At 60.3% G+C, this 17,959-nt stretch carries 15 protein-coding genes; 10 read left to right on the top strand and 5 right to left on the bottom strand.

Translation table 11 applies throughout. The features are described 5' to 3' along the window. The first annotated feature begins 80 nt into the window (after positions 1–80). The 5 genes from prfB (at position 81) to VA599_RS15375 (ending at position 6,697) form a co-directional block, all read left to right on the top strand. Positions 81–1,188 (top strand): peptide chain release factor 2 gene (gene prfB / locus VA599_RS15395; RefSeq protein WP_104946273.1). Its coding sequence is split into 2 segments (ribosomal slippage): positions 81–164 and positions 166–1,188, totalling 1,107 coding nucleotides; the frame shifts between segments, so codons are not numbered across the junction. An 89-nt stretch (positions 1,189–1,277) separates the two neighbouring features. Beyond that, positions 1,278–2,786, top strand: a complete 1,509-nt coding sequence (lysS, locus tag VA599_RS15390) for a lysine--tRNA ligase (RefSeq protein WP_021478558.1) — start codon at positions 1,278–1,280, stop codon at positions 2,784–2,786. Positions 2,787–2,972: 186 nt separating this feature from the next. Beyond that, on the top strand, positions 2,973–4,550 hold the full coding sequence (locus VA599_RS15385; protein WP_346789376.1) for a hypothetical protein: 1,578 nt from the start codon (positions 2,973–2,975) through the stop codon (positions 4,548–4,550). Between the two features lie 961 nt (positions 4,551–5,511). Continuing rightward, positions 5,512–5,928, top strand: a complete 417-nt coding sequence (locus VA599_RS15380; RefSeq protein WP_346789375.1) for a DUF1484 domain-containing protein — start codon at positions 5,512–5,514, stop codon at positions 5,926–5,928. A 355-nt stretch (positions 5,929–6,283) separates the two neighbouring features. Beyond that, positions 6,284–6,697: a GFA family protein gene (locus tag VA599_RS15375; RefSeq protein WP_346789374.1), complete on the top strand. Its 414-nt coding sequence runs from the start codon at positions 6,284–6,286 to the stop codon at positions 6,695–6,697. A gap of 143 nt (positions 6,698–6,840) precedes the next feature. On the opposite strand, the gene VA599_RS15370 is transcribed toward VA599_RS15375, so the two are convergent. The 3 genes from VA599_RS15370 to VA599_RS24190 all read right to left on the bottom strand — a co-directional run bounded on the left by VA599_RS15370 (position 6,841) and on the right by VA599_RS24190 (position 9,287). After that, entirely contained in the window at positions 6,841–7,932 is a 1,092-nt protein-coding gene (locus tag VA599_RS15370) for a CV39L family lectin (protein ID WP_346789373.1), read from the bottom strand. A 485-nt stretch (positions 7,933–8,417) separates the two neighbouring features. Next, positions 8,418–8,840, bottom strand: a complete 423-nt coding sequence (locus tag VA599_RS15365) for a hypothetical protein (protein ID WP_021475916.1) — start codon at positions 8,838–8,840, stop codon at positions 8,418–8,420. A 189-nt stretch (positions 8,841–9,029) separates the two neighbouring features. Then, the gene (locus VA599_RS24190) at positions 9,030–9,287 is read right to left on the bottom strand and encodes a double zinc ribbon domain-containing protein (RefSeq protein WP_081665913.1); all 258 of its coding nucleotides are present in this window, start codon (positions 9,285–9,287) and stop codon (positions 9,030–9,032) included. A 280-nt stretch (positions 9,288–9,567) separates the two neighbouring features. On the opposite strand from VA599_RS24190, the gene VA599_RS15360 reads away from it, so the two are divergent. From VA599_RS15360 to VA599_RS15350, 3 genes are all read left to right on the top strand, one after another. Continuing rightward, complete coding sequence (locus VA599_RS15360) at positions 9,568–10,023, top strand: GNAT family N-acetyltransferase (RefSeq protein ID WP_346789371.1); 456 nt, start codon at positions 9,568–9,570, stop codon at positions 10,021–10,023. Positions 10,024–10,188: 165 nt separating this feature from the next. Then, positions 10,189–10,794, top strand: coding sequence for a hypothetical protein (locus tag VA599_RS15355; protein ID WP_346789370.1), 606 nt, complete (start codon positions 10,189–10,191; stop codon positions 10,792–10,794). 437 nt (positions 10,795–11,231) lie between these two features. After that, positions 11,232–12,848 carry a methyl-accepting chemotaxis protein gene (locus tag VA599_RS15350; protein WP_346789368.1) on the top strand — a complete coding sequence of 539 codons (1,617 nt, stop codon included), beginning with the start codon at positions 11,232–11,234 and terminating at the stop codon, positions 12,846–12,848. A gap of 16 nt (positions 12,849–12,864) precedes the next feature. Here the strand turns inward: VA599_RS15350 and VA599_RS15345 are convergent, their stop codons facing one another. Continuing rightward, positions 12,865–13,629, bottom strand: a complete 765-nt coding sequence (locus VA599_RS15345) for an SDR family oxidoreductase (RefSeq protein ID WP_346789366.1) — start codon at positions 13,627–13,629, stop codon at positions 12,865–12,867. Between the two features lie 371 nt (positions 13,630–14,000). Between VA599_RS15345 and VA599_RS15340 the strand changes: the two genes are divergently transcribed. Beyond that, positions 14,001–14,873 (top strand): hypothetical protein, encoded by an 873-nt coding sequence (locus VA599_RS15340; protein WP_021475911.1) that lies wholly within the window; start codon positions 14,001–14,003, stop codon positions 14,871–14,873. Next, positions 14,870–16,369, top strand: a complete 1,500-nt coding sequence (locus VA599_RS15335) for a hypothetical protein (RefSeq protein WP_021475910.1) — start codon at positions 14,870–14,872, stop codon at positions 16,367–16,369. The genes VA599_RS15340 and VA599_RS15335 overlap by 4 nt, the downstream gene beginning before the upstream one ends. An 83-nt stretch (positions 16,370–16,452) precedes the next feature. Here the strand turns inward: VA599_RS15335 and VA599_RS15330 are convergent, their stop codons facing one another. Next, positions 16,453–17,877 (bottom strand): carbohydrate-binding protein, encoded by a 1,425-nt coding sequence (locus tag VA599_RS15330; protein WP_346789363.1) that lies wholly within the window; start codon positions 17,875–17,877, stop codon positions 16,453–16,455. Between the last annotated feature and the right edge of the window lie 82 nt (positions 17,878–17,959).

The raw sequence follows: 17,959 nt of genomic DNA, 5'->3' as shown, positions 1-17,959 counted from the left end.
ACGGTGCGCTTTTTGTCTTTGGTCAAACCGCGAAAATACATTTGAATTTACTAATACAGACTGCCATTTGGAGCGAAAGCATGATCGAAGTTGAAGTTTTGAACCAAATCGCGGCCAAAATCGAAGACCTGGCCGCCCGCGCCGCCGATATTCGGGGGTATCTTTGACTACGACGGTAAAAAAGACCGTCTGGAAGAAGTCAGCCGCCTGACCGAAGACCCGGATATCTGGAACGACCCCAAAAAGGCGCAGGATCTGGGCCGCGAGCGCAAACAGCTGGAAGACGTGGTGCTGGTGCTGGACAGCATCAACGCCACCATCGGCGACAGCCGCGAACTGTTCGACATGGGCAAGAGCGAGGAAGACGACGACACCATCCTCGCGGTGCAGGCCGATCTGGAAGAAGTGGAAGAGAAAGTGGCGAAGATGGAATTCCGCCGCATGTTCCACGACCCGATGGACCCCACCAACTGCTTCATCGACATCCAGGCCGGCGCCGGCGGCACCGAAGCCCAGGACTGGGCCGGCATGCTGCTGCGCATGTACACCCGCTACGCCGAACGCAAGGGCTTCAAGGTGGACGTGCTGGAACTGTCCGAAGGCGAAGTGGCCGGCGTCACCAGCGCCACGCTGAAGATCGAGGGCGAATACGCCTACGGCCTCTTGCGCACCGAAGTGGGCGTGCACCGCCTGGTTCGCGTGTCGCCGTTCGACTCCAACGCCCGCCGCCACACCTCGTTCTCGTCGGTCTTCGTCTACCCCGAGGTGGACGACAGCTTCGAGATCGACATCAACCCGGCGGACGTGCGCACCGACACCTACCGCGCCTCCGGCGCCGGCGGCCAGCACATCAACAAGACCGACTCGGCCGTGCGTCTGACCCACATCCCGACCAATATCGTGGTGCAGTGCCAGAACGACCGTTCCCAGCACCGCAACCGCGACGAGGCCTGGCAGATGCTGCGCGCCAAGCTGTACGAGCTGGAGCTGAAGAAGCGCAACGAAGCCAAGCAGGCGCTGGAAGACACCAAGACCGACGTGGGCTGGGGCCACCAGATCCGCTCCTACGTGTTCGACCAGTCCCGCATCAAGGATTTGCGCACCAGCTACGAAGTGGGCAACATCAAGGGCGTCATGGACGGCGACCTGGACGGCTTCATCGAAGCCAGCCTCAAGCACGGCGTCTAAGCCATATCGGGCCGGCCCCTCCGCGGGGCCGGCCTTCGCGTTGTACTTTTGTTAATTGCCGAAGGAACCCTACCCGGCACGGAGTCATCATGTCTGATCACGAACAAGCACAGGCGCAAAGCCAAGACGAAAACCAGATCATGGCGGAACGCCGCCTGAAACTGAAAGCGATCCGCGAAAAAGGCATCGCCTACCCCAACGACTTCAAACGCAGCCACTTCGCCAAACCGCTGCAGGACGACCACGCCGCCAAAGAAGCGGAAGCGCTGGAAGCCGAGAAAATCGAAGTCGCCGTCGCCGGCCGCATGATGCTTAAACGTGTGATGGGCAAAGCCAGCTTCGCCACCCTGCAGGACAGCAGCGGCCGCATCCAGGCCTTCATCTCCCGCGACAACGTGGGCGAAGACGTCTACGCCGACTTCAAGCGCTGGGACCTGGGCGACATCATCGCCGTCAAGGGCGTGCTGTTCAAGACCAAGACCGGCGAACTGACGGTGCAGGCCACCGAAGTGCGCATGCTGTCCAAGAACATCCGTCCGCTGCCGGAAAAATTCCACGGCATCGCCGACCAGGAAACCAAGTACCGCCAGCGCTACGCCGACCTCATCATGAGCGAGGAAAGCCGCGAAACCTTCATCAAGCGCTCCAAGATCGTGCAGAAAGTGCGCGACGTGATGGTGGGCGAAGGCTACCTGGAAGTGGAAACCCCGATGATGCACCCGATTCCGGGCGGCGCGTCGGCCAAGCCGTTTGTCACCCATCACAACGCCCTGGACATGCCGCTCTACCTGCGCATCGCCCCGGAGCTGTACCTGAAGCGCCTGGTGGTGGGCGGCCTGGAACGCGTGTTCGAGATCAACCGCAACTTCCGCAACGAGGGGATGAGCACGCGCCACAACCCCGAGTTCACCATGATCGAGTTCTACGAAGCGTACAGCGACTACCAGCGCATGATGGAGATGACCGAAACCATCATCCGCGAGTGCGCGCTGGTTTCCTGCGGCGCCACCACCGTGACCTACCAAGGCAAGGAAGTGGACCTGGGCAAGCCGTTCGACCGCTTCACCATCGTGGAAGCGATCAAGCACTACAACCCGCAATACACCGACGCGCAGCTGTCCGACTCCGCCTGGGTGGCAAGCGAGATCAAGCGCCTGGGCGGCAAGCTGCCCCCGGCCCCGGGCCTGGGCAGCCTGCAGCTGGCGCTGTTCGAGGAATGCGCCGAGTCGCTGCTGTGGAACCCGACCTTCATCATCGACTACCCGGTGGAAGTGTCCCCGCTGGCGCGCGGCTCCGACACCCAGCCGGGCCTGACCGAGCGTTTCGAGCTGTTCATCGTCGGCCGCGAGCACGCCAACGGCTACTCGGAGTTGAACGATCCGGAAGACCAGGCCGCGCGCTTCCAGGCGCAGGTCGCCCAGAAGGATGCGGGCGATGATGAGGCGATGCACTACGACGCCGACTACATCCGCGCGATGGAATATGGCCTGCCGCCGACCGGCGGTTGCGGCATCGGCATCGACCGTTTGGTGATGTTGCTGACGGATGCGCCGTCTATTCGGGATGTGATCTTGTTCCCGCATATGCGTCCGGAGTAAGCTTTAGCAAGCTTACATTGGGCTAAAGAAAAGCCGCTCACTGCAAGGTGGGCGGCTTTTTCTTACTTTAAATATGCCTCCACCTTAACTTCTACGATCCATTTTCCTTTTCTTAGTCTGAATTGTGATTCTTGCAAGATCACCAATCAAACTACTTAATACACAAAACGGAATAACTGTAACCATATGAATATCGTTGCCAAGCTTATTTTTATAACTATGTTTTTTGTTTTAAGTGGATGCGCTATAAATCCCACTGAATTTCAAAAACCAGAGAAATTGAATTCTACTCATGGATATGTATTTTCCCCCAAAGTTCAAAGCTCCCTACTAGAGCTAGGGGAAGTTAAAATTCGCTCCAAAAATGATGGGGAAATATATACATTACAGCAAAATGACTCAAAGTTTGAGGGGTATGGCTTATGGGTGCCCTCAGGCAAATATGAATTAGTGGATATGTTTGACCGTGCATTAGAAAATAATTCATACGCTCCCATTGAAGTGAGCGCAGGTTCTTTTACGGAAATTGGAGGATTGATTTGGATCAATGCTGGCCATGACAAAAGAGTACTCTTGCCTATCCACCACTCGGAACTTGAGCCTCAAGTAAAGAAAGCAAAATTAATTCAAGATCCATATTTATTAGACCATACCATCAAGGTTTGGAAGCCAAATAGCGTAGCCGATCCGGTATACATTCCGCATGAAAGTGCAAATCATGGGATAATTATCGACCTAATGCTTGACTACGGTAGAAAAATTGGACTGTCAAATCTTAACCAGCAATTAATCAACATAAAAGATCCAGATGAGTTTTTTGCTGCAGCAAAGCGCACGCTTCCTCCAATTACTCACTCAGCAGTAAGCGGATCAGATGGGGCTCAATATTTTGGGGCAGAGTTGGGCCAGATCCGAGTAAGAAATACGAATGGCTTGTGGTCTTCATTTGACACTGGGACGCTTGATAATATTACTGCCATTTCCATTGATCACCAGATAGTAGTTGCTGCTACTAGTAAAGGAGCCATTCTCAAGAAAAACGACAACAATTGGAACGTCGTTGCCAAAATCCCAGGAAGTCCTGAAGTAATAAATGTAGTTCATACATCCGCAGGCTGGCTCATCCTGGCCGGAGATTTTTCGTCGAGCAGCTATTCGGCTTTTCCTATCGTAAAAGCACTATCAATTTTTCGCGCCAATGATAATTTCTCTAATTTAGTTCAAATAAAGAAAATATCAATGGATGGCGAACGAGAGATCTTCAGACCTGCTGCCTTTTATGTAAACGACAAGTATTATGTTAATGGATTTAATAAATTACATGTTCTTGATGTTAAAACGGGCATCTGGAACCTAGTAGACCCAGGTCATGAAATTACCTCGCTAACCCATGATAAAAATTCAAGCATCTTTACCGCCTACAAGATGCAAGGAATATTCTCAAAACTTAGTATCTCTACTGACTATGGCGTGTCATGGTCTCCAATGAATACTCCTGGAATGACTGTACAGGATATTATATTTACTTCACCATCCCATGCAATCACAGTTGGTCTTGACATGGGTTTACTCAGTGCAAGCTTTGAAGTTAGTAAATATGAACCACTTGAAAAAAAATCGGAATTAATATCCAAATCCAGCCCAGGCGTTTGCAAAAAAATTGTTACGAATGAAGAAATGAATTTATTTTTCTGCATATCAGACGATGGCTCTATTTTACAATTTGGCGATAAAAGAATGGTACCTGAATTTATTCTAAATTGACTATTCAAAGTCCACAGATTGGGCTGAGCCACGCGAAGCCCAACGTTTACCGCGTGATACGGATTGGTTTTGTGTCCGCTCCGCGGACAGATGATTCCGTGCCGGTTCCGCCCGGCTGGACGGGTCCATTTCTTTTGCCTCACCAAAAGAAATGGACGAAAGAAAAGGCGACCCAACAGCGCTGCGAAACCCCGCCTCCAAAGCCCTTTCCAAGGCGCCGCCGAACTCGCGGGGCGCTAACGTCGCCCCGCTCAAACAGGCGGCGGCTTAAAACCTTGGAAATGGCTTCGGAGTCGGCTTGCGCTGATGGGATAGGAGCAAGTCGGTTCGGCTCTGAAACCGATTAAACAAGATCCATTACATGCCCCAACACAGCCAAGCACTCGCAAAAACTGGCACGTTAACGACGCGCCCCAATCCCTTCAAGCCTGCCGCCGGGTGGCAGGCCCGAGGTCTTAAGCGGCTGCCTGTTTGAGTCCCGCGACGGTAGCGCGGGACGAGTTCAGCCGCGCCTCGGGCCTGACGGGAACCGGCGGAGAGCCGCAGGCCAGGCTTGCAGGGTGGCTTTTAGGGGTGGAGGGGATATTTGGCCAAGCAAATATCCCCTCCCTGCCGCCGGGCAGCCCCGGTAATCCCAACCATCATCCGCGCAGCGGATTCTACTTACAGCTTCCAAGTACGTACCCATTTGCTTGCCTGACAAGCCTTCCAGCCGGATAATCTCTTCCGTGCCGTTCAATAGCGGCATCAGGTTTGGCGACCTGTTACCTAAGGCGGACTGACGCAGCTTCGACTGCGGCTTGTCCACACACCATTGCCATGCGCAATTTATGGCGGGCCTTGGTGGGGATACCTACGGGTATGCCGGTTCCTTAGGTCCGGTTCGCCAACCCTGCCATGCGCCTGCCACCCCTCGTTTGGCGACGAGCGGCAGGCGAAACAACCTAAGGAGGGTTTTGCCATGCCTAGCATCACCCGCAGTTCGTCTCACCTCGCGGTTTCCTTGAACAACCGTCACCCCGCCCGCAGCCGTTGGCTGCTGAACAACCAAGCCCCCACGCATCCGCCCAGCCTGCTGGCCATGACCCGGCTGCACGAAGCCTTTGCCGCCTTGCAAGAGCAGTTGGCCGGCAAGGATCAATCCACGGTGAGGGCGCCTGCCGCGCGCGTCGCGCATTTGTGCCACGACATCGAGCATGCGGTGGTGGAGTCCATCTGCCACTTGGCCCATGGCCAGTTGGGTTTGCAATCCGTGATCGATCTGCTGGCTTGCCTGGGCGATGATGTCCGCCTGCCGTCCAGCCGCATCAAGGAATTGCTGGAGCCGCTGGATAAACGGATGAACCAGTCCCTCGCCCTGCTCACCCGCGTGTTGTAAGCCCTGCTCTATACAAGCCAACAGTCTGCCCGCTTCCCAGCGGCAGGCTGTTTTGATGTCATGGATCAACTTGGCGGAGCGATGCCGGGGGAACGCCGGCGGGATGACAACATTGAAAGGTCTCAACCCGGGTCTTGCCCCAGCGCGGCTGACATTCCCCTCCAGCCACAAGACTTCACACTTCCATTTCAAATGGATATAGTCTTGTCGCATATCCATTCTCTGCCGCATCACGATGCGTGCTCTTTGCTTAGCTATCCCCTTGCAGCCTCAGCGGCGATAACCAGCCGACCACTCAGGTCAGGCAAACGGCGGCTTCAACGAGATCCCCCACAGCAATCCATACGGAGATGAGATGACTGCAAAATACAGCGGGCAGTGCCTGTGCGGCGAAATCCGCTACTCGGTCGATGTCGAGCCCTTGTTTGCCGGCAACTGCCACTGCAAAGACTGCCAGCGCAGCTCGGGCAGCGCCTATATCCCGGCCATGCTGTTCCCGGAACAGAATGTCGAGGTTTCTGGCAAGGCTAAATATTTCGAGATGACCGCAGACAGCGGCAAGACCCATAGCCGGGGCTTCTGTCCGAACTGCGGCTCTCAATTGTTCGCCAAGTTCAGCAACCTCCCCGGCATGCTGGGCATCAAGGCCGGCACGCTGAACGAAACCGCGCTCTACGCACCTAAGCTGGATTTCCATGTGGCCAGCGCCGCGGCGTGGGACTTCATGGACCCAAGGCTTCCCAAGAAACAAGGCGCGGCCCAGGGCTGACGCATCGCCAGCCCACCCACTGCCCACTCTCCATCCAACTGGCAAAGCCCTATCCTCTAAACAACAAGCCCTCCTGACTGCGGAGGGCTTGGACTCGGTCCCGGCGAGCTTGCGCCCGCAGGAATCAGTGGCTCATCTTGGCATCATGGCGCTTTGGGCAGCTCGAAACCCGCGTGCCACTTGCCTTCGGAGTCTTGCCACGACACCAGGTAGACATTGCCCTGCGCGTCGGTGCCCACCACCTGCAGATAGTGGTTATTGCCGTTGCCGGTCGCCAGTTGCGAGAAGCTGCCGTTGTAGCCGGACGGCTGCGGCAGCGTCAGGCCGCCATGCCAGTTGCCGCCGTTGTCCTGCCACGAAACCAGGTAGGCCACGCCGTTGCTGCCGATGCCGAAGACTTGCAGGTAGTTGCTGTTGCCGATGCCAGTGACCAGCTTGGCGAAAGTGCCGTTGTAGCCGCTGGGCTTGGGCAGCGCGAAGCCGGGGTGCCAGTTGCCGCCATTATCCTGCCAGGCGACCAGATAGGCGTTGCCGTCGGCGCCGATGCCCAGCACTTGCAGGAAGTTGCTGTTGCCGACGCCAGTGGCCAGCTGCGTGAAGGTGCCGCTGTAGCCGCTGGGCTTGGGCAGCGCGAAGCCCGGGCTCCATTGGCCTTGGCCGTTTTGCCAAGTCACAAGGTAGGCGTTTCCGTCAGTGCCCACGCCCACGACTTGCAGGAAGTGCTCGTTGCCGTTGCCGGTGGCCAGTTGCTGGAAGCCGCCCGCATAGCCGCTGGGGTTGGGCAGAGGCATGCCGGCATGCCAGTTGCCGCCATTGTCCTGCCAGGCCACCAGATACGGAGAGGATTCAACCCGGGCGCCTATCACCTGCAAGTACTTGCTGTTGCCGATGCCGGTCACCAGCGGGCCGCCGCTGTAGCCGCTCGGCTTGGGCAGCGGCATGCCGCCGTGCCACTTGCCGCTGCCGTCCTGCCACGAAACCAGGTAGGGATTGCCATCCTCGCCCGCGCCCAGCACCTGCAGATAGTTGCTGTTGCCCACGCCGGTGGTCAGTTGGAAGAAGTGTCCTTTCGGATAATCGGACGGAACCGGCAGGGCGAAACCCGCATGCCAGTTGCCGCCAGAGTCTTGCCAGTCGGTCAGATAAGCGGTGTCCGTGATGTTGGCGAGTCCCAATATCTGAAGATAATTGCTGTTGCCGTTTCCAGTAGCCAAACCATGAAATTGCGATGACATATTGCTCACTCCTTGAGTTGAAACATGCATGCGACCTGGCAGCTCAGGGCTCGACGGCCATGACCGAGCTCCGCCACTCTAGGCCGGAAACTGGTGCTCAACCCCATGCTTTAGGACTGAAAGGCAAACAGACGACATAATCCTGCGGTTTTCACTTAGCCAACCCGGCGCATCCATCAACGACAAAAACAACATGATGTGGCAGCGCATGACTCTGCTTTTTCATGCCAAGCGAAGCGCCCATCCATTCAAGCTGTTTGGCGCACGGAGTCCAAGCGCAGCGCGAGCATCCCGCACATGCCGCTGTGGGAAGCGGCCGTGACCGGATGGCCAGCCGGACACCTAGATATCCACTCCGTCCCTCAGAGCTCGACGACAAGCCGCTGGAGAAAATAGGCAAGCCGCGCGCGCATGAAAAACAGCCAGGCCGCCGGAAAGCGGGACTGGCTGTTTAGCGTCGCCATCCATGGCGGCATGGCGTATCTTCAGACGGACTCAGCCTCCAACTGATACGCCTGCATCACCTCCAAGCTATGGGCCAACGACTGCGCCTGATTCCAGCAACCCATGTTTTTCGCGCTTTCTATCGCGCCGCGCGCTTCGGCCATCAGGTCGAACCGCTCGGGAAGCGGGTCGCCATAGCGGATGTTGAGTATCCGTATATCCATCGCCAAGTTCAGGCTGCGGCTCTCCTCCCGGTTGATCCGGCCCGCCTTCAGCAGCGCGCTCACCGCAGCTCTGCCTTCATCCGTGGTGAGACTCCCCAAATTCAGCCTGTCAGACGCCGGCTGCGGCGCTTCCACACCTGCATCCGGCTTCCGCCATCCGGCAAGAAAAGCGCGAAGGCGCTCAAGAATGGGCGCGTGATCAACCGGCTCATGCGACGGATGGATGGACAGAATGGACATGGCGGCGCTCCAGAGCGAGTCAACCAGACGTAGCTTGCCGTTTTCATGCGGCAAGTAAATTCACGCCAGGCAATGCGTACATCATGACAAGCCCAGCATAGGCGCGGCCATACTCATCTTCAATTGGTTAATATACCTATTAGATAATCAAATAAATATCAACCCTCTATCCCTATCGACGCCCCTCACTCAGCCCAGTCCTGCGCCGCAGCGGGAACAGAACTTCGCCGCGGCGGCGGCCTCTTGCCCGCATGATCCGCAACGACGCGGGACCAACCCCGCGCCGCAATGCTGGCAAAACCGCGCGGCAGGATCATTCCCCAGCCGACAACTCGGGCAGCTTGCCGACGGCGTCTGCACAGGCGGTGGCGCGGAGTGGCCTTCGCGGCGACCGTGGTGCTCATCGCGGCCGGGATGGCGGCCAAACAGTTTTCCGAAATGACCCATTGCCTGTCTCCCTTTCATGTGGATACCTCCATGAAAACGCCTGTAGCCGCTAGAGGGTCAAGTGCTTGGCCGCGCCGCTCTTCATTTCCCCGCGCCAACCGGCGCCAACCTCATCTCTCGGACTAAAAGATCGTCCAACAAGACGCAACGCCGCCTTCGATGGTAGTCGGCTCTCAGCAGGCGCAGACTATCCATTTCGAGTAAGAACTGGCATGCTACCCCTCGCCTCCGACTACATCTCCCCTTTGACAGAAATGAATAAAATACGGATTGAGCGAACATGATTATCAGACCTGTTGACCGAAACGACTACGAAGCCTGGCTGCCGCTATGGGATGGCTATAACGCGTTTTACGGACGCGCCGGAGAAACGGCGCTGCCGGAGAACATCACCCGGCAGACTTGGACGCGCTTTCTTGATGACCGGGAGCCGGTGGACGCTCTGGTAGCGGAGCTTGATGGAAAAATCGTCGGCCTGGCCCATACCATCATTCACCGCAGCACCACCCGCCTGGCCGATGTGTGCTATCTGCAGGATTTGTTCACTGCGCCGGAAGCCAGGGGGCAAGGCGTGGCGCGGGCCTTGATCTACGCCGCCAAACAGGTGGCCGCAGCCGCCGGCTGCAACCGCCTCTACTGGCAAACGCACCAAACCAACCATACGGCCCGCGCGCTGTACGACAAGGTGGCCGAACATCAGGGCTTCATCGTTTACGGCAGCGATGTGCCGGCCTGACGATCCCGCCTCTCTCCAGCCGCCAACAGCCTCGCCCCACCGCATCTCGCCATCCTTGCAAAAGCAGCGGCCCGATACATGCCATTGTCAAATTGATCCGCTATAAGCACTGACGCGCCCCGGCTCCACGCCGGCGGGCGCCAATTTGATATCGGGATAATCCACATGAAGCTATCGTTTACCACATGGCCGGCGCTGATGGCGCTGCTGCTGTCTATCCCCGCTCACGCCGCCACCGAAACCATCGTGCTGCTCCGCCATGGCGAGAAGCCCGCCCAGGGGCTGGGGCAAATCACCTGCCAGGGACTGAACCGCGCGCTGGCGCTGCCGCAGGTGCTGGCCAACGCCTTCGGCGCGCCGGACGCGATCTTCGCGCCCGATCCCGCCACCCAGGTATCGGACTCCGGCAACAGCTATTACTACGTGCGCCCGCTGGCGACGATAGAACCCACCGCCATCCGCCTGGGCATGCCGGTCAACACCGGCTACGGCTTCACCCAGACATCGGACCTGGCCGCCAAGCTGCTGGACCCGGACTACGCCGGGGCCACCATTTTCGTCGCCTGGGAACACAAGAAGATCGTCACGCTGGCCAAGCAGATCTTCACCAACCTCAAGCAGTCGGCCAACATCCCGTCCTGGTCCGATTCCGACTACGACAGCCTCTACGTCATCACCATCAACGGTTCCGGCAGCCATCGCGCCGCCTCGTTCGCCATCCGGACGCAGGGCCTCAACGGACAAAGCACGGTTTGCCCCGGACCCAATTAAAGCGGCGGGCAAAAACCCTGTAGCGGCGCGGGTGGAACCACATGCACTTCGCTCCCAATCGCCGTCCGCGGGATGAATCCCCCATCCCGCGACAGCCGCCGGCGCCGCCTCGCGCCTTCTCAAACCGTCTCCTCTCCAACTGTATTGTTCAGGCTGTTTTTTGATTTCGCGCCGATCACGCGCTAAATGCGCTGCCCGCTTCCAAATGAAATTACGATCCACTTTCATTCAGAATGAAAATAAAAAATCACCCTGATTTCCAGATGGTTTATTTGATATAAATTAATGGCCATCCCGATGGCCAATAGTGTCAAGAACCTGATTTACTGCAAAACCTAATTATTTGAGACTAATTTATTAACTCTATTTCAGGTAAACGCAGAAAAATACGCACTAATACTCAATTCTCTGCCAGCCTGCTGACGAAAGTAATCGCCATGACTGTCTCCAGAAAAATCCTCCTGCTGATTTTGCTGTCCATCCTGGCCCAAATCGGCATCAGCGCATACAGCCTGTATACCCAATCCAGGCTGGCCACCACCGCCACCAACTTCGCCAATAATGACTACCCCAGCTTGATCACACTGGATCAGTTCAGCAATGCGGTCGCATCGCTGCGCCTGGCGGGCTTACAGGAGTTGACCGCCGCCAGCGCCACCGATCGCGCCGCCGCCAAAGGCAAGGTAACCGAGGCGTATCAGGCAGCGACCGCATCGTTGGCTCGATATCAGAAAATAATCAACGACAGTGAAGATCGCGGACATTTCAACGACGACAGCCGCCTGCTCGACCAATACTACGCCGCCTTGCAGCCGATGCTGGCCGCGGCGGAAAACAACAAGCTGGAAGAAGCGCTCAAGATCCGCGCCAGCATGGTGACGCCTGTCGGCAATGCGCTCACCAAGGCGATAGCCTCCCATATCGATTACAACAAGCGCCATGTCGATCAGGAGGTAGCGGGCTCGCAGGCGCTGATCGATGCCACCCATACCATCACGCTGGCCACCACCGCAGCGTTGACCTTGCTGTTGGCCACGCTCGGCCTACGCACCTATTCGTCCATTACCCGGCCGCTACACGACCTGAATCACGCGATGAACGAAATAGGCGAGCGTCTGGATTTCACCCTGCAGGTCAAAGTGCATAACCCGAAAGACGAAATCGGCAATACCGCTGCAGCCTTCAATCAACTGGTGCAGCGCATTCGGCACAGCCTGAACGATATCTCGCGCAACTGCGGCAAGGTGGCCAGCTACTCCACTGACCTCGGCCGCGCCGCCGGCTATGTGCAAACCGCGGCGGAACAACAGAATCAGGCCTCGGCGTCCATCGCCGCCACCATGGAACAGCTGACCGTCAGCATCAACCACGTGGGCGACCGGGCGGAACAGAGCAACCAGCAAAGCGAGGAGGCCAGCCGCCACGCCGGCAACGGCCATCAGGTGATCTCCAAAACAGCGGAAGAGATCCGCTCCATCTCCGATACCGTGGGCCACGCCAACACCAGCCTCACCGAGCTGGAAACGCAGAATGACCGCATCGCCAACTCGGTCAGCAGCATCAAGGACATCGCCGACCAGACCAATCTCTTGGCGCTGAACGCCGCCATCGAGGCGGCGCGGGCGGGCGAAACGGGACGCGGCTTCGCCGTGGTGGCGGACGAGGTGAGGAAGCTGGCCGAACGCACCGCCATTCTCACCAGCGAGATCGACCAGGTGATCCGCGGCGTCACCGACACCTCGCGCCAGACCACCAGCCGCATGAGCGAAACCCAGCAGTTGGTGGCATCCGGCGTGGTGCGCGCCGACGAGGCGATGGCGGCCATCAGCGAGATCGGCAAATCGTCCGGCTCCGCCATGCAGATGGTGGGCGAGATAGCCGACGCCATCCGCGAGCAGGCCAACGCCTGCAACAGCATCGCCAACCAGGTGGAAAAGATCGCGCAAATGGCCACGCAATCCAGCGCCGCCGCGCAGCAGACCGCCAGCACCGCCCAACAACTGGACGAGGCGGTGCTGGCAATGAACGAAGCCGTCCGCCGCTACCGGCTGTGAAGCGGCGCCCTGGCGGCTAGCCCCGCTGGATAGACACCCCGCCATCCGCCAGCATCGCGCTGCCGGTGACGAAGCTGGCGGCGTCGGACGCCAGGAACAGCGCCGCGCGGGCGATCTCCTCCGGCTGCGCCAGCCGCTTCAAGGCATGCAGGCCCTCGACGAAGCCGCGCGCCTCTGGTGTGGGCGCGGCGGCGCGGCCCATCTCCGTGTCGACGCCTCCCGGCAGCAGCGCGTTGGCGCGGATGCCGCGCGCACCGTATTCTGCGGCGATCACCTGGACCAAGCCGATCAGCCCGGCCTTGCTCGCGGCGTAGGCCCCCATCCCCGGAAAGCCGGCGGTATGGCCGACAAAGGTGGACGTGAAGATGAGAGAGCCGCCGCCCCGTTCCAGCATCGCAGGGATCTGATGCCGCGCGGCTAGAAAGGCGCTGGTCAGATTGGTGTCCAACACAAAGCGCCAGGTTTCGGTCGTGATTTCGTGGACCGGCGCGGCGTCTCCCATGGCGCCGACATTGTTGAAGGCGATGTCCAGCCCGCCGAAGCGCCGGACCGCCGCATCCACCGCCTGCCGCGCGGTGGACTCCTCGCGCGCGTCGCCGGCCACGATGGCGATCTCTCCGCCCTCCCGCCGGACGGACGCCGCCAGCAGCTCCAGCTCATGCGCCCGCCGCGCCACCGCTACCACCCGCGCGCCCTCGCGCGCGAACAGGCAGGCCGCCTCATAACCGATGCCGGCGCTGGCGCCGGTGACGATGGCCACTTTTCCATCTAGCTGTCCCATATTCCCTACACCTTGGCTCAAGAAAACAGGCAGAGTCTGGAACAGCGCGGCGTGGGCGGCGACCCGATTCTTGCCAATCCGCCCGGCTCTCCGGCGCGCGAGTGTTGCGTATTCCGCTCCGCAAAAACCACTACGAACGCATAAACCAATTGCATCGAAAAACAACTAGTCTAAATTACTAACCACCACCTGCAAGGGGAGCGCTTTCGCCCCCTGTTCCTGACCGCATCGGCGCCTGCAGACGCCGGGCGCATCATAAACGGGCGGCCAACCCAAGCCCCCGTCCATGCCGTGATGGGCTGACGCGTTCCTTTGCGCGCCGACTTCATAGGGGATGTCTCCATCCATCTCTTGAGCGCGAAAGGACAGTCATGTCAGCTCATATCCTGATACGGGACGGTGCGCCGCACTGGTGGCTCAGCACCGACGTCTGGGCCGTGCCCGGCAACGATCCCAACGGCGCGCCCGGCGCGCCGGTTTCCGGCCAGAAAGCCTATGTCTGGGCCCATGTCGACAATATCGGCGACGCTGACGCGCAGAACGTCCGCATCGATTTCTACTGGGCCAACCCGGCCGGGCAAATGACGGCAGGCGCGGTCAATTTCATCGGCTCCGGCTACGCCGATCTGCCGGCTGACCCGAAAGAGGCGATGGGCCAGGACGTGCTGTGCCTGGTGCCCTGGCAGGTGCAGATCGTCAACGACGGCCACGAATGCCTGCTGGCGGCCGCCCATGGCCCGAACGACAGCAATCCGATTCCTGACCCGTTGCCGGCCTCCTACAGCTTCGACCCGCCGGCCCACGACCAGATCGCCCAGCGCAATCTGACCGTGCTGGACGCCAGCAAGATGGCGCCCATGCTGCGCATCGCCGTCAATGGCCTGCCGCGGCAGGACAAGCGGGTGAGGCTGACCGCCGAGTTCGGCGGAGAGCTGGACGAGCGCCAGCTGCAGCGCCTGGGGCTCGCCCGGCTGCAACTGCGGCCCGCGCCCAAGCCTGAGGTGCAGGTCCGGCTGAGCCTGGAGCCGCGCTGCGGCGGCCAGAGCGACGGCGAGAAAGCGCCCAGCCTGGCCGTCAGCGTGCCGCGCGGCGCGACGGTGCCGGTCTATCTGGACATCCAGGCCGGCCAGCTGCATCCCGACCATTACCAGCTGCTGCACATCGTCGAGCACGACGATGCCGGCAAGCCGCTGGGCGGCGTCAGCTATGTGGTCATACCGCAAGGCAAGGAGAACACACTATGAACACGCCGCTTCAGGTGCTGACGCGCCCATTCGCGATCGAACCGGTGAGCAGCATCATGCTGCCGGACGGAATCTTCGACAACGCGATCTACCAGCTGCGCATCGCCGCGCACTTCACCAATACCTCGGCCAGCCCGCTAAGCAACGTCACCATCTACCTGGAAAGCGTCGGTGATCCCGGCATCGTGCCGGTGGCGCACACCTACTCCTTCCCGACCATCCCCGCCGGCGGCACCGTGCTGCTCGGCTGGGACGCGGACTTCCAGCACGCCACGCCCGGCAAGCCGCTGGTCAGCTTCGTCGCCCGCGCAGACGGCTTCGCCGCCCAACGATCCATCCAGCAGATATTCGTGTCGCAAACCCGCTTCGACAGCGCCAGCAACACCTATACCTGCACGGTGGAGGAAGGCACCCTGACCATCTCCAACATACAGGGCCACTCGCCAGGCAAGGGCTGGGGCGAGCCGACGGACAACGGCAAGGAGTGCCGCTGCCCGCCTCAATTCGGCCCAATGGTGCCCACCGGGCTGACCATGGCCTGGCAACCGAACCCGGCCTACGCCGGCACCCATGCCGAGCTGCCGTTCTCCGACCCCTGGTGGAAGGTGCTGGCCATCATCGTGGCCGTGATCGCGGCGCTGGTGGCCGGGATCGCCGCCGCGGCCGGAGCGGGCAAGGCCAATTTCAGCGTCGGCGGCTCGGTAGAGGAGACCGACCCCAGCGTCAAATGCTGCTCGCTGAAGGGCGCGGCATCGGGCAAAACCGAATTCACCGTCGCCGGCGTGGCTTCGGCCATCGCCTCGGGCGCGATCGCGGTGGCGTGCTCGGACGAGGCCGATCCATTCTGGCGCGGCCAGGCGGCCACCCCGCCCGCGGCCGGCGAGACCACGGTTGCCGAACGGGTGGTGGCCAAGTGGAAAATGCTGGAGGCGCCGGTGGCGGGCAAAGCGTACAAAACCGATGTGTCCTGGACCTACGAACGCTTCACCACCGGCAAGACCTATCACTACGCGGTGACGGAAACCCAGGTCAACGTACACGCCGCCGGGCCGGTGAAAGTCGAGACACCCGACGTGGTCAACGCCTTCAACCCCCTGTGGGTGCGCGCCGCCTTCCAGCGCCTGGACGGCACGCTGTTCAAGGGCAGCGACCTGTACTCCTTCGCCCTGTTCGAAGCGCCGCAGGGACTGTATTTCGTCACCCCGCTGACCGATGACGGCCTGGGCTTCGACCCGGGGGCGAACGACGGCACCTATGCCGGCAGCCTGGACCTGAAGCGCGCCTACCGGCTGCTGCTGCAACAGCATCAGGACGTGCGCGGCGTCTGGCGGGTGTTCGTGTTCGCCCAGGATGTGAATCTGACCAAGCCGGGCACGCCGCCGCAGATCGCGGCGCAGCACATCGGCGGCTTCTTCGTGTCCAGCGCGATCGAGATCACCTTCGACGACAGCCTGCCCTGCCCGCTCAAGGCCCAGTCGACCATCACCGTGGTCTAACCCTGCTCGGCTAGCCGCAAACCTGCGGACTGCATGAAAAACCGCCGCATGCCGCGGCGGTTTTCTTGTGCGCGCCGCTCAGACTAGACCGGCTGCCACAGGGTAATGGCCGCGTCCGGCGTCCAGCCGGAATTGGATACGTGGGCCTGCAGGCAGCGGTAACGCTTCCCCTGGTAGCTGGCGCCGTCTCCCACCCGATACTGGACGCCGTTCTGCCATTCCGGATAGTCCGGCTCGCCATCGCCGTCAGTGCGCACCCTCACGCCGTTGCCGGGCAGGGACTCCCGGCCCGCGTCGTCCAATGCGGTGGCGTGGTACAGGTATTCGCTGCCGGGGCGCAGGCCGACGTCGCGGAAGTCAGCGGTAGTGGTCAAACCGGCTTGCAATCCGTCGCGGTACACCCGGTACTCCACGATGGGAAAATCGCCGCCGACCGGCGCGTCCCAAGCCAAGGAAACAAAGTCCCGGCCACGCTCGACGGCGCGCAGATTGCCCGGCGCGGGCGGACGGCCGCCCTCTCCCCCCTCCAGCAACGGCGCGTAATCTCGGATGAAGCTCCAGTCGTAGCCGCGCCCCACCACATCGCGGCCGGCGTCCCAGTTCGCCGACCAAGTCATCAGGCCGCGGATGGGGTTTCCCGCCTCCTCCAGCCGGCGGAAGGCGTTGAACACCGCGTCCGGATCACGGACGAAGCCGGTGGCGGCGGCATCGGCATTGGCCGGCAGGCCGATAGCGAGCTTATCGGCCGGAATCCGCAGATAGCCGCGCGTGCCGTGGATCAGACTGTCGGTCAGGTAATAGAGGAAGTCCTCTTTCCTGGCTTCGTCATCCTGCGATAGCCAGGCGTTCAGCTCGTCCACCCATACGCCGTCGCCACCCTGGTTGTAGTACTGCGGCGCGATGAAGTCGTAATAGCCGTCCAGCGCCGCAATATAGACCGCGTAGTGTCCATCCGGCTTCAGGTAAGGGAATTCCGGCGCCATGCTGATGATGAAATGCCGGCCTTGCGCCAGGTAGTAGTCCTTCACCATCTTCAGCGCGGCCGGAATCACCGTCTGGTTGTCGCCCGCCGTGATCGCGCTCTGCTCCAGGTCGATGTCCAGACCATCGAAGCCGTACAGCTCCGCCAGGCGGACGATCTCGCCGGCCAGCGCGTCCTCCTGGCCGGCCTTGAGTTCGATGTGGGCATCGGCCCCTCCCAAGGAAACCAGCACCGCGCGGCCCTGCCGGTTCAACGTCTCCACCTGGGCGCGGAAAGCCTCGTCGCTCAGTTTCCAGGGCTTGAAGGTGGGGATGCCGGCGCCTTTCATGAAGGCCACCGCCACCACGGCATAGTCCTCCGGCACGTCAGTCAGCGCGATATCGGCCGACGTGCCGCGCTGATAACCGTTGCCGGCGGAAGATGGCCAGTTGTGCCAGAAGCCCATGATGAAACGGTCGGGGAGCGGCGGCATGGCCGCGGTGTCGGCGGTCAACGCGCCGCGGTCCGGTTTGGCGAATGGGTTCATGCATACCCCTTGCTGAAGATGGATGAACGGCCCCGACGCTAGCGCCGATGCCCCGGCCATGGTAGGCCGCCCCTACCCTCAG

The sequence above is a fragment of the Chromobacterium indicum genome, assembly GCF_039708975.1.
Lineage (GTDB): Bacteria > Pseudomonadota > Gammaproteobacteria > Burkholderiales > Chromobacteriaceae > Chromobacterium > Chromobacterium piscinae.
This window is presented reverse-complemented; position numbering and strand designations above follow the sequence as displayed.

What these genes read in the sequence shown, in the direction of transcription:
- VA599_RS15355 (WP_346789370.1), top strand. Translation starts at nt 10,189, where the DNA reads ATGAAGCTATCGTTTACCACATGGCCGGCGCTGATGGCGCTGCTGCTG.
- VA599_RS15365 (WP_021475916.1), bottom strand. Translation starts at nt 8,840, where the DNA reads ATGTCCATTCTGTCCATCCATCCGTCGCATGAGCCGGTTGATCACGCG.
- VA599_RS15375 (WP_346789374.1), top strand. Translation starts at nt 6,284, where the DNA reads ATGACTGCAAAATACAGCGGGCAGTGCCTGTGCGGCGAAATCCGCTAC.
- VA599_RS15330 (WP_346789363.1), bottom strand. Translation starts at nt 17,877, where the DNA reads ATGAACCCATTCGCCAAACCGGACCGCGGCGCGTTGACCGCCGACACC.
- VA599_RS15345 (WP_346789366.1), bottom strand. Translation starts at nt 13,629, where the DNA reads ATGGGACAGCTAGATGGAAAAGTGGCCATCGTCACCGGCGCCAGCGCC.
- VA599_RS15385 (WP_346789376.1), top strand. Translation starts at nt 2,973, where the DNA reads ATGAATATCGTTGCCAAGCTTATTTTTATAACTATGTTTTTTGTTTTA.
- VA599_RS15335 (WP_021475910.1), top strand. Translation starts at nt 14,870, where the DNA reads ATGAACACGCCGCTTCAGGTGCTGACGCGCCCATTCGCGATCGAACCG.
- VA599_RS15370 (WP_346789373.1), bottom strand. Translation starts at nt 7,932, where the DNA reads ATGTCATCGCAATTTCATGGTTTGGCTACTGGAAACGGCAACAGCAAT.
- VA599_RS24190 (WP_081665913.1), bottom strand. Translation starts at nt 9,287, where the DNA reads ATGGGTCATTTCGGAAAACTGTTTGGCCGCCATCCCGGCCGCGATGAG.
- VA599_RS15380 (WP_346789375.1), top strand. Translation starts at nt 5,512, where the DNA reads ATGCCTAGCATCACCCGCAGTTCGTCTCACCTCGCGGTTTCCTTGAAC.
- VA599_RS15360 (WP_346789371.1), top strand. Translation starts at nt 9,568, where the DNA reads ATGATTATCAGACCTGTTGACCGAAACGACTACGAAGCCTGGCTGCCG.
- lysS (WP_021478558.1), top strand. Translation starts at nt 1,278, where the DNA reads ATGTCTGATCACGAACAAGCACAGGCGCAAAGCCAAGACGAAAACCAG.
- VA599_RS15340 (WP_021475911.1), top strand. Translation starts at nt 14,001, where the DNA reads ATGTCAGCTCATATCCTGATACGGGACGGTGCGCCGCACTGGTGGCTC.
- VA599_RS15350 (WP_346789368.1), top strand. Translation starts at nt 11,232, where the DNA reads ATGACTGTCTCCAGAAAAATCCTCCTGCTGATTTTGCTGTCCATCCTG.